This window comes from Micromonospora sp. NPDC005203, assembly GCF_042872705.1.
GTDB lineage: Bacteria > Actinomycetota > Actinomycetes > Mycobacteriales > Micromonosporaceae > Micromonospora.
This window is the reverse complement of record NZ_JBIAKV010000002.1, coordinates 390,996-405,210: the sequence shown is the minus strand read 5'-3', so window position 1 is coordinate 405,210 and position 14,215 is coordinate 390,996. Positions and strand designations below refer to the sequence as shown.

Sequence of the window (14,215 nt, the reverse complement as noted above, 5' to 3'; positions counted from 1 at the left end):
TGCTACCCAGCGGCGCGATTGGTCAACCACGAACCCTTGCGGCGCTTGCCAAATTGTGAAAATTTTCTACCAGCAACGCGGACATCCACGGCGAATCTTGCCGCGCGCCGCGAACCATCCGGGAGCCCCAACGAAGGGACACACCGCATGAGAGCCACCCGACTCGGAGTCGCCGGGCTGGTCGCAGCCCTGCTCGGGACGACCGTCATCGCCACCCCCGCGAGCGCCGCGACCGATGCCGCCACTCTCACCACCACCTGCGTCACCGACCCGGCCACGCCGAAGCGCCAGTTCCGGGCCATGTGGATCTCGTCGGTCGTCAACATCGACTGGCCCAGCAAGGCGTCCCAGACCAGCCCCGACCGGGTCGCCACCCAACAGGCCGAATATCGGGAACTGCTCGACCTCGCCCAGCGGCTGCACCACAACGCCGTCGTGGTGCAGGTCCGGCCCACCGCCGACGCGCTCTGGCCCTCGCCGTACGAGCCGTGGTCGGAGTACCTGACCGGCACCCGCGGGCAGGACCCGGGCTGGGACCCGCTGGCCTTCCTCGTCGACGAGTCACACAAGCGCAACCTGGAGTTCCACGCCTGGTTCAACCCGTACCGCGTCTCCATGCCGGCCCCCGGCGGCGCCGGCGCCGACCTCACCCAACTCGCGCCCGGCCACCCGGCGCGGCAGCACCCGGACTGGACCTTCGCCTACCCGCCGGCCGGCGCGGCCGGCAGCCGGCTCTACTACAACCCCGGCATTCCCGAGGTACGCGAATTCGTGCAGACCGCGATGATGGACGCGGTCGAGCGGTACGACATCGACGGCGTCCACTTCGACGACTACTTCTACCCCTACCCCAGTGGCACCTACCAGGTGCCCGACGACGCCACCTTCGCCGCGCACAACCGGGGCTTCACCGACCGGGCGGACTGGCGGCGGGACAACATCAACCTGCTGATCCAGGAGATGCACGGCAAGATCAAGACGGCGAAGCCGTGGGTGAGGTTCGGCGTCAGCCCGTTCGGCATCTGGCGCAACAAGGCCGCCGACCCGCTCGGCTCGGACACCACCGGCAGCCAGTCGTACGACATCATCTCCGCCGACACCCGCACCTGGATCAAGCAGGAGTGGATCGACTACGTGGTGCCGCAGCTCTACTGGTACATCGGCCAGTACCCGGCCGCCGACTACGCGCGACTCGTCCCGTGGTGGGCCGAGACGGTGCGCGGCACCCGCGTGCAGCTCTACATCGGTCAGGCCGACTACAAGAGCGGCGACCCCGCGTACGGACCGTACTGGCAGAACCCGCGTGAGTTGTCCGACCACCTGACGCTCAACCGGTCGCATCCGGAGGTGCAGGGCAACGTGCACTTCTCGGCCGTCCAGGTGCGGGCCAACCGGCTCGGCGCCACCGACCTCTACGCCGCCGAGCACTACTCCCGGCCCGCGCTGGTGCCGGCCATGCCGCACCTGCCGGCCAGGCCGCTGCTCTTCCCGGTGGTCACCAAGGCGGTCCGACAGGCCGACGGGGTACGGCTGACCTGGCGTCAGCCGGCCGACGGTGTCCGGCCACTCGGCACCGCCACCTCGTACGCGATCTACCGGTTCGACGGCACCACCCTGCCCGGTCGGTGCGGCACGGCGGACGCCGCGCACCTGGTCGACACCGTCCGCGCCACACCCGGCGGCACCCAGTCCTGGTTGGACACCTCAGCCGTGCCCGGTGAGCACTACACCTACCAGCTGACCGCGCTGGACCGGTCGGCCAACGAGAGCCCGGCCAGCCCGCCGGCATTCGTCCGGCGCTGACCCATTCCCCGGAATGCCCCGGTCGCCCCCGAGCGGCCGGGGCATTCGTCTGTTTGAACCCCTGTCACCAATTGTTGGCGAGGCACATACCGAGCAGTTGATCAGTTGATCGAAACTTGTCGACATCCGGTGACCCACCGGTAACTTGCCGTCCCACCCGCCCACCCCCGCGGAGGTAACAAGTGCCCCGACGTCTCGCCACCCTGTTCGCCTCGGGCGCGCTCGCGCTGCTCGCCACCCTCGCCATCGCCTCCCCCGCCGCCGCCGTCACCCCCGCCCAGAAGCTGTCCGTGCTGTCCAGTTGGACGCAGACCAGCGCCTCCAGCTACAACTCCTGGAACAGCGCCCGGGTCAACCGGGCACCCTGGGCCGAGTACAACTTCACCTGGTCCACCGACTACTGCTCGTCCAGCCCAGACAACCCGCTCGGGTTCACCTTCAGCCTGAGCTGCTACCGGCACGACTTCGGCTACCGCAACTACAAGGCGGTCAGCCAGTTCCCCGCCAACAAGCCCCGACTGGACAGCGCCTTCTACGCGGACCTGAAGCGCGTCTGCACCACGTACAACACGGTCGTCCGACCGGCCTGCTACAGCCTGGCCTGGACCTACTACCAGGCGGTCAAGACCTTCGGCTCGGTAGCAGCCGTCCAGCAGGCCGACATCGACCGCGCCGCCCAAATGAAGGCCGAAGCCGAAGCCGCCGCCCGCGCCTAACCCACACCCCCACACCCCCGGCCCCGCCCCGCCCTCGTCCGCTCCCTCCGCCCTGCGCCCTACGCCCTCCGTCCCCGTTCCCGTTCCCGTCCGTTGATCATGGAGTTATTTGTCCGTCCGATCGGGGTCGCAGCAATAACCTCATGATCGACCACGGCGGGGCGGGAGCAGGGCGGGGTGGGGGTGGGTCTGGGTTAGGCGCGTTCGGTGCGGGTCGCTGGGTGGCGGTCGGGGTCGGCGGGGCGGCGGGGGGTGGGCTGGGACAGGCCAGTGCTGAAGCGGGTCGAATCGGCCGCCAGGTCCGGGTGTTCCACGTCCAGTGCCAGCGCAGCGGCCTCGTCCAGCCCCAACTCGGCACCCTCGCCGTACGCGTCGTCGAACACCGCGTCACCCAGCTGCGCGCGTAGTTCGGCCTGCTGTTCGGCCCAGTAGCCGCCGTAGATGCCCGGAGTCGCGCGCATGCTCGCCCGAGTCGCCTGCGCCGCCCCGAACAGACGAGCCGCGGTCAACCGGTCCCCGCCGATCGCGCAGCGCACCGCGACCGCGTTCAACGTGTCACACGCCCGACCGTGGTAGCCGTGGCCCATCCGCGAACGCAGTGCCACCAGCAGGTGCTCGTGCGCGGCGATCACATCGCCCCGGGCCAACGCGACCATCCCGAGCAGCATGTCCACCGACCGCCGACCCCGTTCCACCGGGCGGGCCGCCTCCACCGGACGCACCGCCCCCAGCAGATCCGCCGCCTCCCCCAGGGCGCCCCGCCGCCAGAGCAGCTCAGCCAGGCTGAACACCGCCAACAGCGCCTCGCCGACCACGTCCTGCCCGTGCGCCCAGTCGATGACCTCCCGGCATACCCGCTCGGCCTCGACGAACTGCCCCATGTCCACCAACGGCGCGGCCCGGCCGGCGAGCACCCGGGCCAACAGCCCGGCATCAGCGGCCTGTCGGGCGGCCGCCTCCGCCCGCTGGGAGTAGCGCAACTCCTCGGCGAACTCACCGTCCGCGCCGGCGTGCAACGAATGCATGTGGTAAACCGCCGCCAGCTCCGCCTCCGGGATCCGCTCACCCGTCTCGGCGATCCGCCCGTACAACCGGAACAGCCACAGCCGCCCCTCCCGGGCCAGGCCCCGCTCAAGCCACCACTGGTCCAGCCCACCGGCCAGACCGAGCCCGGCCCGGGCGCTACCGCCCGTGGCGCACCACCGCAACGCTGCGCGTACCTCCCCGGCCAACGGGTCGAGGGCGTACAGCGACAGCGTCACCGGGCGGCCGTCCTGACCCAGGTGTGCCCGGTCCACCGCATGGGCCGACCAGGCCACATGCCGATTCCGGGCGGCCCGCTCCTCACCCGCCTCGGCCAGCCGCCGCGCCGCGTACGCCCGGATCGGGTCGAGCATCCGGTAGGTGCTGCCGGTGGCCCGCGGCTCGGCCAACACCATCGATTTGTCCACCAGCACCGACAGTGGATCCAGCGGGTCGTCGCCCAGCAGCCACTCCACCGTCGCCAGGTCCACCGGCCCGGCGAAGACCGACAGCCACCGCAGCAGGCGGGCGGCCCGAGGCCCGAGCGTCCGGTACGACCAGGTGACGGTGGCCTGCATCGTCAGGTGCCGTTCCGTGGCCGACCGCTGCACCGCCCTGCTCGCCGCGGTGGGTGGGGACGCCCCGGACGCCGCGGCGACCAGGTCCACCGTGTCCTGCTGGTTGCCGGACCAGCCGCGCTCCACCGGTGGCGGATCCGGGTCCTCCCGACCGGCGTCCAGAGTGCCGAGAACGTCGTCGAGGCGTTCCGCGAGCTGGCCCACCGAGAGCACCCGCAGCCGAGCGGCGGCCAGCTCGATGGCGAGCGGTAACCCGTCCAGCCGCTGCACCACCCGACGGAGATCGGCCGACTCGGCCGGGTCCGGCCGCCGGCCGCCGCGCGCCGCCGCCGTACGGTCCAGCAGGAGCGCCACCGCATCGCTCTCCGCACCGTCCGCGCGCGGGTCGACCGAGAGCGGCGGGATCCGCCACACCACCTCACCCGGCAGGCTGAACGACTCCCGGCTGGTCGCCAGCACCCGTACGCCACCACCGCCGGACAACAAACGCGCGATCACCTCCGCACAGGCGGCCGGCTGGGTGTCACAGGTGTCCAGGACGACAAGCATGCGGCGGCCGGCCGCGTACTCGACAAGGGTGTCCAGCATCGGCCGGCCCGGCTCGGGTCGCAGGCCGAGCACCGCGGCGATCGCGAACGCCACCAACCCCGGGTCGGTCACCGCGGCGATGTCGACGAACCACACCCCGTCCGGGTACGCCTCGACGACCCCACTGGCCAGCTCCACCGCGAGTCGGGTCTTGCCCGCCCCGCCCGCGCCGAGCACCGTGATCAGGCGGTACTGCTTCACCAGCAGGCCCAACTCGACGCGCTCGGTCTGCCGACCGACGAACGACGTCACCTGGGTAGGCAGATTGTGCGCCACCGCGTCGGCGGTGCGGGGACGCGGGAACTGCCGCTCCAGGCCCGGCGCGACCAGTTGGAAGAGCCGCTCCCGGTCGTCGAAGCCGCGCAGCCGGTGCAGGCCGAGGTCGAGCAGGGTCGCACCGGGCGGCAACGGCTCGGCCCGACGGGCGGTGGGCGCCGAACAGAGCACCTGCCCGCCGTGCGCCGCGGCGGCCACCCGGGCGGCCCGGTGCACCTCGGGGCTGGCGTAGTCGCCGTCGCGCGGCTCGGCGTAACCGGTGTGCAGGCCCATCCGCACCCGGGGTGCGGCTTCGGCGGTCGGCCAGTCGTGGTTGGACAGCGCCCGCTGGGCGGTCAGGCAGGCGGTCAGCGCCGCTGCCGCGTCCTCGAAGGCCAGGAAGAACGAGTCGCCCTCGGTCAACAACTCCGCGCCGCCCGTGCTGGCCAGCGTCCGGCGCAACAGCCGTCGGTGCTCGGCGAGCACCGGGCGGTAGTCGGGGCCGAGCAACTGGGCCAGCCGGGTCGAGCCCTCGATATCGGTGAACACGAAGGTCACCCAACCGCTCGGGAGCTGGATCCGTGGCGACATGCGTGGAACCTCCGCCCGTGACGTCGGGTTCATGCTGCCTGAGTCCGAGCGGTAACGCATCGTGAGAACGGTCGGGCAGATGCCGCCTCAAAGTGCCACTCGGACCCGGTCACGGCAAGCCCAGCCCACCAGGTGGCGGGGAATTGGTCCGATCAGCAGCCGCAGGCGCCTCCGCAGCACCCACCACCGGCGGACGCCGGGGCGCCACCGACAGCCCCACCCCGACCGGTGACCGCGACCGCGGAGAGCAGCTTCACCGTGTCGGTGTGTCCCTGCGGGCAGGCGGCCGGGTCAGCGGCAGCCACCATCGGACGGTTGACCTCGAAAGTGTCGCCGCAGGCGCGGCAACGGAACTCGTACCGGGGCATGCGCCCAGGGTACGGGAACTGACGTCCGGCGGGGGATGGGTGATACTCGACGGGTGGTGGACGGCGAGGACGACACGCGTGTGCAACCGTTACGACCGGCCGCGCCGTTGGACGGGCCACTCGAAGGCTCGGGGGCCGCGCCCGACCCGGTACGCACGGTGCCCCGTCCCCGCCGGCCCTGGCTGAGCGGCCGGACCGCGAGTACGCCGGCCACACCTGCCACCACCTCCGGACCTACCGATCCCCCCTCGGCCAGGCCGACCGACGCCACGTCGTCCAGCCCGACCGACGTCCTCAGGTCCGGGCCGGGCGCGGCCGGCGCCGGCGCGAAAGAGACGGTCGAACCCGATCCGGTCGCCGACGACAGCGCTGACACGCGGGCAGCGGCCCCCCGGATCGAGAGCCCGAAGACCGAAAGCCCGAAGACCGAAGACCCGAAGACCGACGGCCCGAAGACCGAGAGCCCGAAGGTCGGAGACCAGGCGACCGGAGACGCGAAGGCGACCGGCAGCGCCACTGCTCCGGGCGCGCCGCAGTCCGCCACCGGGCCGAGTGCCGACAAGTCGACAGACGACACGAAGACCGGTGCGCCGGCCGACGACACGAAGACCGGTGTGTCCGCTGGCGGGACGAAGCCCGTCACCAAGGTCACCGCGGATCTGGCGAAGACCAGTGTGGACGAAATTCCCGCCGTGCCGGCGTCCGGCGCCGCCCGGCGACGGCGGGTGCCGTTCGCGCACGCGGTACGGCTGCCGCCGCGCCAGGTGGCAGCCTCGGCCGCCCGTGCGACCCGGGCCTGGGCTCGCCGACCGAGTGGCCGGCTCACCCTGCCCGGCCTCTTCCTGCTGGCGCTGGTGGCCGCGACCGCGGCGGCGGGCGCCCTGCTCGTGCCGGCCACGATCCGCGCACCCCGCCCGGTCGCGGCCGACGCCTCCGGCACGCCCACCGTCCCGCCGGGGGTGCCCGCCCGCCTGCCCACCGGCCCGGTGCCCGGGGGTGGCCCACCGGGTGGCGGACTGCCGAGCGGTGGACTGCCGAGCGGTGGACTACCCACCGGCGGACTGCCGACCGGCGGACTGCCCACCGGCGGACTGCCCACCGGCGGACTGCCCACCGGCGGACTGCCCACCGGCGGACTGCCGACCGGCGGACCCGGCATCGGCGGGCGGCCGTCGGACGCCCTGGCTGGCTGGGCTCAACAGGTCGGCGCCAAGGTGAATATCCCGGCCGTCGCCATGCAGGCGTACGGCTACGCCGAGCTGATGATCGCGCAGACGAACCGCAGTTGCGCGCTGAGCTGGACCACGCTGGCCGCGATCGGGCAGGTCGAATCGGGGCACGGGTCGGCCAACGGCGCGCGGTTGGGGCAGGACGGCAAGGCGCTACCGAAGATCATCGGACTGCCGTTGGACGGCAACGGCGGCCGGATGCGGATCATCGACACCGACCGTGGGGTGCTCGACGGGGACCTGACCCTCGACCGGGCGATCGGGCCGATGCAGTTCATCCCGACCACCTGGCAGGAGATCGGCGCGGACGCCGACAATGACGGGGTCAAGGACCCGCACGACCTGGACGACGCGGCCCTGGCGGCGGGTAACTACCTCTGCAAGGGTGGTCGGAACCTGAGCATCCCGGGCGACTGGTGGAACGCGATCCTGTCCTACAACGATGTACGGCGGTACGCCCAGGACGTCTACGACACCGCCAACAGGTACGGACGGGCCAGCCGCCCGTGACGTGATCGTCTCGATACGTTGGAGAACTGGACACTTCCCCCCGGCCTCTGTTAGCGGCAAGCTAGACGGGTGATGGTGCGCGAGTGGGACCCGAGGACCGCGTCGTCCGCCGAGATCGCGTCGCTGCTGGTCACGCTGAACGCGGTGCTGGCGGCCGACCTGCCGCAGGATCCGCCGTGGCGGGAGACCTCGTTGCGCGAATACCTCGCCGAGGTGATGCCCGGCGAGCGGCGGATCTCCTGGATCGCCCAGGCCGAGGCGACCGACCCCGGCGACCCGGGCGCGGTGCTCGGCCAGGTGCACGTGCTGCTCCTCGGTGACATCGGCGTGCTCGAGGTGCTGGTGCACCCGTCGGTGCGGCGCAGCGGTCTCGGTCGTGACCTGGTGTTGCGTGCTGCCCGCCGGGTCTACCAGGAGGGCTTCCGTTCGATCGGGGTCGAGGTGGTGGGCGACACGCCCGCGGTCGGGTTCTACGAGTCGCTCGGCTTCACCCGGGAGTACGTGGAGACGCGCAGCGTGCTCGACCTCACCGCGGTCGACTGGGCCGGGCTGACGCAGATGGCCACCGGCATTGCGGCGGGCTACCACCTGGAGTTCTTCCCCGGTGGGCCACCGGACGACCTGATCGAGGCGTACGCGCGGGCGAAGGCCGAGGTGCGCGACGTCGACGACGGTGAGCTGCGCCCCAGCTCCTACGAGCCGGAGCGGCTGCGCGACAGCCTCGACACCCTGCACCGGCGGGGCATGAAACCGTACATCGTGCTCGCCCGACACGAGCAGAGCGGCGAGGTGGCCGGCCTGACCGAGGTGGTGGTGCCCGCCCAGCATCCCACCCGCGCCGACCAGTACGACACGATCGTCGCGCAGGACCACCGGGGCTACGGCATCGACCGGGCGATCAAGGCCCGGATGCTGTTGGAGCTGCGCTCCGCCGAGCCGGAGCTGATCGAGGTGCAGACCTGGAACGCGCAGGCCAACGAGGCGATGCTGAAGGTCAACGCCGAGCTGGGCTACCAACCGGACCGCGACTGGTGCGAATACAGCGTCGACGTCGCCGAGCTGGTGCACCGGCTCGACCCGCCACGCTGAGGGAATTCACGCAACTGTCCACTGGGGGATGGACGGTGGACCACCGCGCACCTTAACGTGCGTTGACCCCCATCCACCCATCGTGGAGGCCCTATGCGCCCGCGCCGCTCAATCGCCGCGCTCGCGACCGCCACCGCCGCCGTGACCATCACGGCGCTCGGCGTCGCACCCACCGCGGCCAGCGCCGCGCCCACCGATCTGTTCATCTCGGAGTACGTCGAGGGTTCGTCGAACAACAAGGCGATCGAGCTGTTCAACGGCACCGGCGCCCCTGTCGACCTCGCCGCCGGCGGCTATCGACTCCAGCTCTACTTCAACGGCTCCACCACGGCCACCACGATCGCGTTGACCGGGAACGTGGCTGCCGGTGACGTGTTCGTGTTCGCCAGCGCGGCGGCCGGGGCCGCCATCCTCGCCCAGGCCGACCAGACCACCGGGGCCAGTCTGTTCAACGGTGACGACGCGGTCGTGCTGCTCCGGGGCGCCACCGTACTCGACTCGATCGGGCAGGTGGGCGTCGACCCGGGCACCGAGTGGGGTGCGGGCGCCACCAGCACCGCGGACGACACCCTGCGCCGGCTGCCGACCGTGACCAGCGGCGACACCGACCCGACCGACGCGTTCGACCCCGCGACCCAGTGGGCCGGCTTCCCGGTGGACACCTTCGACGGCGTCGGCGCGCACACCGTGGACGGCGGCGGCCCGGTCGACGTCCCGGCCACACTGACCTGCGGCGGCCCGCTGGTCACCAGCGCGGGCACCGCGGCGAGCCGGGAGGTCACCGCCACCGACCCCGATGACACGATCGTCGACCTGGCGGTGACCTCGGTCAGCCCGACCCCGTCCGCCGGCTCGATCACCCGCACCGCGTTCACTCCCGCCGGGGGCGTCGGCGGCACCGCCCGTGCCACGATCGACGTGAGCGCCGACCTGACCGCCGGGGCGTACACCGTCACCCTCACCGCGACCGACGCGGACGGTGGCACCGCGAGCTGCGCGTTGGCCGTGCAGGTGACCCGGGAGCTGACCGTCGGTGAGGTGCAGGGCCCGACCACCGACACCGAGTCCGGCCCCGCCGACCGGTCGCCGCTCGCACCGGCGAGCGGCAACGGCACGAGCAGCACGCTGTACGACGTACGCGGCGTCATCACCCAGTTGACCCTGGCCCGCACGTCGGCCGGCGCGGAGCAGCACGGCTTCTTCCTGCAGAGCCGTACCGGCGACACCGACGGCGACCCGACCAGCTCCGACGGCATCTTCGTGTTCATGGGCGCGTTCACCTCGCTGATCGGCGGTTACGTGCCGACGGTCGGCGACGAGGTCGTGCTGCGGGCCCGGGTGTCGGAGTACTACACCTTCACCCAGCTCTCCGGCGCGTCGCTGGTCCGCCGGATCGGCGGCGGGCTGGTCGTGGACACGGCGGTCGAGGTGGCCGACGCGGTGCCGCCGGTCGTGCTGACCGACGCGCAGCGCTTCTGGGAGCGGCACGAGGGCTCCCGGATGCGGGTTCGCGCGGGCAGCGGCGCGGTGAGCGGCCGGGACGTCTTCTCCTCCACGGCCGACGCGGAGCTGTGGGTGGTCGACCGCGACGACCCGCTGCTGGACCGTGCCGACCCGTACTCCCGGCGGGTCTTCCGGGACTCGCACCCGCTGGACAACGACCCGACCCGCCGCTTCGACGACGGAAACGGTCAGCGGACGCTGCTCGGCAGCATGGGCGTGAAGGCCACCGCCGGGGACAGCGCCGCGCTGCTCTCGCCGGCGCACACCTTCGACACGCTGCGGGCGGACGCGGTGGGCGGGGTCTACTACTCGTTCGAGAAGTACGGCGTCCAGGTCGAGCGGGCGGAGTTCGCCGCCGGGGCCGACCCGTCGAAGAACAACCCGCCGAAGCCGGCCGACCGGTCGCAGGAGGTGGCCGTCGCCACCTACAACGTGGAAAACCTGTACGACTACCGCGACGACCCGTTCGACGGCTGTGACTTCACCGGTAACGCCGGCTGCCCAGGTGTCGACCCGCCGTTCGACTACGTGCCGGGCAGCGAGGCAGAGTACCGCCAGCAACTGGCCGCGCTCGCCGACCAGATCGTCAACGACCTGCACGCACCGGACCTGATCCTGGTGCAGGAGGCCGAGGACCAGGACATCTGCACGGTCTCCGGTGCGGTGCTGAACTGCGGCGACACCAACAACGCGGACGGCGCTCCGGACAGCATCCAGGAGTTGGCGCTCGTGGTGGCGGCGGCCGGCGGACCGGCGTACGCCGCGGCCTATGACCGGACCGGCGCGGACGCCCGTGGGATCACCGCAGCGTTCCTGTACCGCACCGACCGGTTGTCGCTGACGGCTGCGACGGCCCACGACCCGCTGCTGGGCTCGGCACCGTCCGTCCAGTACCGCGCTGCCGGCCTGCCGGCCAACGCCGACGTGCAGAACCCGAAGGCCCTCAACGCGGTGCTGCCGGCGGATGTGGACACCTCGACCGGTCGGGACGGCACCAACGTCTTCACCCGCGCCCCTCAGCTCGGCAGGTTCAGCGTGGCGACGTCGCCCGGTTCGACCGAGCGGTTCACCCTGTACGCGCTCAGCAACCACTACTCCTCCGGCCCGGACAGCCGGGTGGGGCAGCGGCGGGAGCAGGCTCGCTACGGCGCGGCGATCGTCACCGCGATCGAGGCGGCCGACCAGAGCGCCCGGGTGGTCTACGGCGGGGACCTGAACGTCTTCCCCCGCCCGGACGATCCGTTGCCCTTCGGGCCCCCCACCGGCGAGCAGCCCACGCCGTCTGACCAGCTCGCGCCGCTGTACGAGGCGGGTCTGCACAACCTGTGGGACAACCTGGTCGCGGAGGTGCCGGCGTCGGCGTACTCGTACAGCTTCGAGGGACACGCGCAGACCCTCGACCACCTGTTCGTCAACGACGCGTTCTACGGCGACCTGGTGCAGGTGCGGGCGGCGCACGTCAACGCCGACTGGCCGGCGGAGTTCGCCGGCGACGGGTCGCGGGGTTCCAGTGACCACGACCCGCAGGTGGCCCGATTCCGGTCCCGTGCCTCGCTGACCGTCGCCGACACGACGGTGGTCGAGGGCAACCAGGGCACCCGGCAGCTCACCTTCACCGCGACCGTGTCCCGGCCGTTGTCCCAGCCGGTGCTGCTCTGTGCCACCACCGTCGGCCTGACCGCGCAGTCGGGTTCGGACTTCGACCCGTACGCCGGGTGCAAGGTGTTGGCCGCCGGGCAGACGTCGGTGGCGTTCCCGGTGACCGTGCGCGGCGACCGGAGGCGGGAGTCGGACGAGAAGCTGACACTGCTGGTGGCCGGCGTGCCCGGCCTGCGGCTGGCCGACCCGCTCGCGGTCGGTACGATCACCGACGACGACTGATCCGCCAGGTGCCGTCAGCGGCCCGCCGTCCGGGTTTCCCCCGGGCGGCGGGCCGCTCCTCGTCCGCCCGTCAAATCAACGCGGGAGGTCAGTAGTACTTCTGGACTATTGGCGGGGACGGGACGTTGCGGCGCTGCGCCACTCGCACCTCCCACTGGCTGCGCCGCCGTCGCGCCTCCCGATCGGCGGAGCTGCGATGGTAGGTCTCCGGAGGCCGGGCCAGCCCGTAGCGGTCCCCCCACCAATCCCTGTGGGTAAACCTGTGGATGACCCCGAGGGTCGGCGGGTTCCGGCGGGGCCGGTGGCGGACGTAGGGCCAGAGGCGGGGGCCTACTCCGCACGGGGTATCAGACCTCCGCGACTACCTCGCGGCCCGGCTCACCCGCGGCTCCCAACAATGCTGGCGGCGCTCGCGGATGTAACGCCGTATCACCGCCGAACCAAGGAAGGGGTGTAAGGACGGCCAACGAGAGGACGGCCTGTGAGTAGCCCGAGCCCAGGCGGGGACGACCTAGCCGCCATCGGTACGGACCCCGCGGCGTTCGAGCGGTTCTACCGCCGACACGTCGAGACGATCGGGCGGTTCGTCGCCCGCCGCGTCGATGACCCGCACACCGCCGCCGACCTCACGGCCGAGGTGTTCCTGGCGGTGATCGACTCCGCGGCCGGTTTTCAGCCGGAGCGCGGAAACGAGCTGGCCTGGCTCTTCGGGGTGGCCCGCAACGTCATCGCGGCCGAACACCGCCGGGCTACCCGTCATCTGCGGGCCAGCGGTCTCGTGGCGGGACGACGGCTGTTGGACGCCGACGACATCGCCCGGATCGAGGAGCGCATCGACGCGGAGTCGCTGGCACGCCGTACCTATCGCGCTCTCGGCGGTCTGCCGGAGCACACGCGCGCCCTGCTCGAACTCGTCGCCGTCGACGGCCTGTCCCTGACGGACGCGGCCGGCGCGCTCGGGATCTCCCCGGTCGCCGCGCGGGTCCGCGTGCATCGGGCCCGCCGGGCAGTACGCCTCGCTCTCGCACAGTCCGAATCCGCGCTCGTCTGACCGGAGGGAAGGTCACCATGAGCAGAACCCCGCAACTGGGCAACTTCGAGGCACGGCTTCTCGCCGAACTGAAGGAACACCTCGGCGCCCGAACCACCGAAAGCGCCCCCGCCGCCGACGCGGCCCCGACGACCGTCCGTGCGACACGGGGCGCACGGTGGCCTACGCCGGGCTGGCGGCTGGCCGGGGTCGGTGGGCTTGTCGTCCTGCTGACCGCCGTCGGACTGGTTACCCAGACGGTCGGCGACGCCCCACCGACGGCGAGCGCGGCCGAGATCCTGACCGAGGCCGCGGACACGGCCCGGCAGCAGCCCGACCTGGTGGCGCGTCCCGGCCAGTTCCTTTTCATCGAACTGCGGCTGACCTCCCGGGAGAAGCCAGCGGCCGGCCCGTACGTCGATGAGCGGCTCCAACGCTGGGTGCCGGTCGGCGACGATCCGACCTGGCAGCAGCGGCGGCGGTTGGAGAGCCGCCCGGACGAGTGGCGAACCGACAACATCTCGCACCTGCCGCCGCCGCCCGGCTATTTCCGGGGCCTGCCCACCGAGCCGGAGCAGATGGCACAGCACCTGCGGGATCACCCGATCCCCCTGGATCTACCCGCCGGCGCGGACCTGGAGGCCATCCGGAACGACCCGACCACGATCTTCGGCGACGGGATGTGGCTGCTGGAGGGCTACGTGCCGCCGCAGTCGCTCGGCGCGCTGTTCCAGGCGATGGCCCGAGTGCCGGGGGCGAGGGTGTTGCCCGGCGAGGTGCGCGACGCCGCCGGCCGACGGGGCGTGGCGCTGCGGACTCCCGGCGTGTTCGCCGCCCACGTCGACCTGATCTTCGACCGGGAGACCCACGTCTACCTCGGCACTCGCCAACTCACGGTGCGGGATGGCAAGGAGTCGCCGTACACGAGCACCGCCGTCACCCGGCTGGCCGTCGTCGATCGACTGGGACAACTGCCCTGATCGGCAGAACACGCCGATGATCGCGCTCGATCCTGGAAATGGTGGCCTCTCCTGCTGAGGAGGCCACCATT

The 14,215-nt window shown here is 72.0% G+C and carries 9 protein-coding genes; 7 read left to right on the top strand and 2 right to left on the bottom strand.

Annotated features, from left to right (window positions below):
- Positions 1-147 precede the first annotated feature (147 nt).
- Together ACFYPM_RS07125 and ACFYPM_RS07120 are read left to right on the top strand one after the other, a co-directional pair.
- Positions 148-1,803 carry a glycoside hydrolase family 10 protein gene (locus ACFYPM_RS07125; RefSeq protein ID WP_387192100.1) on the top strand — a complete coding sequence of 552 codons (1,656 nt, stop codon included), beginning with the start codon at positions 148-150 and terminating at the stop codon, positions 1,801-1,803.
- 182 nt (positions 1,804-1,985) lie between these two features.
- Positions 1,986-2,519: a phospholipase gene (locus tag ACFYPM_RS07120; protein ID WP_387192098.1), complete on the top strand. Its 534-nt coding sequence runs from the start codon at positions 1,986-1,988 to the stop codon at positions 2,517-2,519.
- Positions 2,520-2,713: 194 nt separating this feature from the next.
- Here the strand turns inward: ACFYPM_RS07120 and ACFYPM_RS07115 are convergent, their stop codons facing one another.
- Entirely contained in the window at positions 2,714-5,554 is a 2,841-nt protein-coding gene (locus ACFYPM_RS07115; RefSeq protein WP_387192096.1) for an ATP-binding protein, read from the bottom strand.
- A gap of 152 nt (positions 5,555-5,706) precedes the next feature.
- Positions 5,707-5,922: a zinc ribbon domain-containing protein gene (locus ACFYPM_RS07110; RefSeq protein WP_387192094.1), complete on the bottom strand. Its 216-nt coding sequence runs from the start codon at positions 5,920-5,922 to the stop codon at positions 5,707-5,709.
- Between the two features lie 53 nt (positions 5,923-5,975).
- Between ACFYPM_RS07110 and ACFYPM_RS07105 the strand changes: the two genes are divergently transcribed.
- From ACFYPM_RS07105 to ACFYPM_RS07085, 5 genes are all read left to right on the top strand, one after another.
- Positions 5,976-7,661: a lytic murein transglycosylase gene (locus ACFYPM_RS07105; protein ID WP_387192092.1), complete on the top strand. Its 1,686-nt coding sequence runs from the start codon at positions 5,976-5,978 to the stop codon at positions 7,659-7,661.
- A gap of 72 nt (positions 7,662-7,733) precedes the next feature.
- Positions 7,734-8,750 carry a GNAT family N-acetyltransferase gene (locus tag ACFYPM_RS07100; protein WP_387193376.1) on the top strand — a complete coding sequence of 339 codons (1,017 nt, stop codon included), beginning with the start codon at positions 7,734-7,736 and terminating at the stop codon, positions 8,748-8,750.
- A 93-nt stretch (positions 8,751-8,843) separates the two neighbouring features.
- Positions 8,844-12,134 carry a lamin tail domain-containing protein gene (locus ACFYPM_RS07095; protein WP_387192090.1) on the top strand — a complete coding sequence of 1,097 codons (3,291 nt, stop codon included), beginning with the start codon at positions 8,844-8,846 and terminating at the stop codon, positions 12,132-12,134.
- Positions 12,135-12,615: 481 nt separating this feature from the next.
- Positions 12,616-13,185, top strand: a complete 570-nt coding sequence (locus ACFYPM_RS07090) for an RNA polymerase sigma factor (RefSeq protein WP_387192088.1) — start codon at positions 12,616-12,618, stop codon at positions 13,183-13,185.
- 17 nt (positions 13,186-13,202) lie between these two features.
- The gene (locus ACFYPM_RS07085) at positions 13,203-14,144 is read left to right on the top strand and encodes a CU044_5270 family protein (protein WP_387192086.1); all 942 of its coding nucleotides are present in this window, start codon (positions 13,203-13,205) and stop codon (positions 14,142-14,144) included.
- Positions 14,145-14,215 lie beyond the last annotated feature (71 nt).

Excerpts from the sequence above, each read along its gene's own strand:
- ACFYPM_RS07110 (WP_387192094.1), bottom strand. The coding sequence starts at position 5,922 with ATGCCCCGGTACGAGTTCCGTTGCCGCGCCTGCGGCGACACTTTCGAG.
- ACFYPM_RS07115 (WP_387192096.1), bottom strand. The coding sequence starts at position 5,554 with ATGTCGCCACGGATCCAGCTCCCGAGCGGTTGGGTGACCTTCGTGTTC.
- ACFYPM_RS07125 (WP_387192100.1), top strand. The coding sequence starts at position 148 with ATGAGAGCCACCCGACTCGGAGTCGCCGGGCTGGTCGCAGCCCTGCTC.
- ACFYPM_RS07100 (WP_387193376.1), top strand. The coding sequence starts at position 7,734 with ATGGTGCGCGAGTGGGACCCGAGGACCGCGTCGTCCGCCGAGATCGCG.
- ACFYPM_RS07095 (WP_387192090.1), top strand. The coding sequence starts at position 8,844 with ATGCGCCCGCGCCGCTCAATCGCCGCGCTCGCGACCGCCACCGCCGCC.
- ACFYPM_RS07085 (WP_387192086.1), top strand. The coding sequence starts at position 13,203 with ATGAGCAGAACCCCGCAACTGGGCAACTTCGAGGCACGGCTTCTCGCC.